The following is a 2,379-nucleotide window of genomic DNA, read 5'->3' as shown; positions in this document are numbered from 1 at the left end:
TGCATAATAACCTCAGCTTTGATCACCAAATAACATCAGCTTCGATCACAGCTAACATTAAGCTTTGATCACTGAATAACATTTCATGGTGCTCATTTATTCAATTTTTAATGTTATTAATTTGATTGATATTTAATCACATTGCCATTTTTGTAGGTATGTTAAACAGTTATCTAAATCATTTGATGAGGATAACAATAATGTCGACAAAACCTATTTCTATGAATAAATTAAAATCAATTTTACAGTTAAAATATAGCAGTGGCCTTTCAAATAGAGTGATCGCTAAAAGTCTCTCTATTTCACCTGCCACCGTGTCAAAGTACCTTAAAAAGGCGACTGAATTAGGCATTAATACTTGGCCTTTACCTGATGAAAAACTAGAGGAAGCCTCCTTAGCATCTAAAGTTAAACCCAAGCAAGTTCGTAAAAAACATTACCCAACCCCCGATTGGATTAAAATTACTGAAGATCTAAAGCTGCACAAATATCTGACGCTATTGATCACTTGGGAGGAGCTTAAACAGGAAAATAATGGCCTGTATTATAGCTACAATCACTTTTGCCGATTATATAAATATTGGACGGGCACCCAGCGCCTATCAATGCGACAAACCCATCATGCTGGTGAGAAACTCTTTGTTGATTACTGTGGGCCAACCATTGACATTGTAAGCCCTACAACAAGTGAAGTACGTACTGCACAGATATTTGTGGCTGCGCTTGGTGCATCCAATTATACTTATTGTGAAGCCACTTGGTCACAAAAACTCGAAGATTGGGTAATGAGTCATGCCCGTTGTTTTGAGTTTCTTGGTGGGTTACCACAAGTGGTGATACCCGATAACTTAAAAAGTGCGGTCACACGAACTTGTCGATATGATCCTGATCTCAATCCAACCTATCATCAGCTAGCAACTCACTATGATATTGCTATTATCCCTGCACGACCTTATAAACCTAAAGACAAGTCCAAGGCTGAAGTGGCGGTTCAAATTGTTGAGCGCTGGATAATGGCGCGATTAAGAAAAGTAACGTTTCATAGCTTAAAAGCGTTAAATCAACAAATTAAAGAACTTCTCACTGAGATGAATAATAAAAAAATGAAGCAATACGATGCGTCTAGGCTTGAGCTATTCAACCGCTTAGATAAACCGGCATTAAAACCCTTACCTCAACAACCTTATCAATACACACTCATTAAAACAGTACGCGTCAGTATTGATTATCATGTTGAGATTGAAAAACATTATTACTCAGTTCCTTATCAGTTAGTGAAAAAGAAACTGAGAGCGATGGTGACCAATAATCAAGTCAGCCTATTTAATGACGATAAACTTGTCGCTTGCCACCCCAGAAGCTATCAGCTTGGCAGACATACAACCATGACTGAACATATGCCCGTCAAACATCAAAAACAGCAAGATTGGTCACCGATGCGATTTGAAAGCTGGGCGAATGACATTGGTTTTTCTACAGCAAGTTTAATTAAAACTTACCTGGCAAGGCGCGAATACCCCGAGCAAAGTTATCGTATTTGCATTGGTTTACTCAGTCTTTCAAAAAGCTATGGGAAAGAGCGCTTAGAAGCGGCATGTAGCCGAGCTATAGCGACGAATGTCACCTCATTAAAGTCAATTAGATTAATGCTTAATAAAGGATTAGACCAGCAACCCTTACCTCAAGAGCAAACCGATGAACTTGCCAACATCACACATGCCAATATTCGTGGAAACACCTATTACCAACACTAAGGAAAAATGATGGACACCATTAATCAACAACTGAATGAGTTAAAGCTCGCGGGTATAAAATCAGCGCTACAACGTCAACTAGAGCAACCCAATTTGTACAATGAGCAAAGCTTTGAGGAAAGGCTTAACTTGTTGCTTACCAGTGAAATTGATGCGCGAAATGAACGTAAAATATCGCGATTAATCAAACAGGCTAAATTTCGACTGGGTGCTTCAATTAGCGATTTAACAATAACAAAGGAAAGAAACATCGACCCTAGCGAAATTCGTAGTTTAGCTCAAGGTCACTGGGTTAAGCGACATCAAAACATACTCGTCACAGGTGCAACAGGCTGTGGTAAAACTTATTTAGCGTGTGCGCTGGGGCATGAGCATTGCCAGCAAGGGTTGAGCGTATTCTACGTGAGATTAAAAGAGCTACTTGAATCCTTATTCTTGGCACAAGCTGATGGCAGCTATAGGAAGCTTATTTTAAAGTTAGCGAAGTTCGATCTATTGATACTTGATGACTGGGGGCTTGAGCCATTAACAGCACAACAACGTAGTGATCTGCTTGAGCTAATTGACGCGAGGTATGATAAAAAATCTACGTTAATCGTCAGCCAACTTCCCATTGAAAGTTGGT

Annotated in this window: 2 protein-coding genes; both read left to right on the top strand. The window is 39.3% G+C overall.

The annotated features are described in order from the left end of the window. The first annotated feature begins 200 nt into the window (after positions 1 to 200). Positions 201 to 1,754 (top strand): IS21 family transposase, encoded by a 1,554-nt coding sequence (gene istA / locus CJF42_RS25650; protein ID WP_095369321.1) that lies wholly within the window; start codon positions 201 to 203, stop codon positions 1,752 to 1,754. A gap of 6 nt (positions 1,755 to 1,760) precedes the next feature. After that, positions 1,761 to 2,379, top strand: a 619-nt coding sequence (gene istB / locus CJF42_RS25645) for an IS21-like element helper ATPase IstB (RefSeq protein ID WP_170940776.1), incomplete at its 3' end; no start/stop codon positions are given.

This window comes from Pseudoalteromonas sp. NBT06-2 (assembly GCF_002276045.1).
In the GTDB taxonomy this organism is placed as follows: domain Bacteria; phylum Pseudomonadota; class Gammaproteobacteria; order Enterobacterales; family Alteromonadaceae; genus Pseudoalteromonas.
The sequence above is the reverse complement of the archived record's forward strand: the minus strand, read 5'-3'. Positions and strand labels throughout refer to the sequence as shown.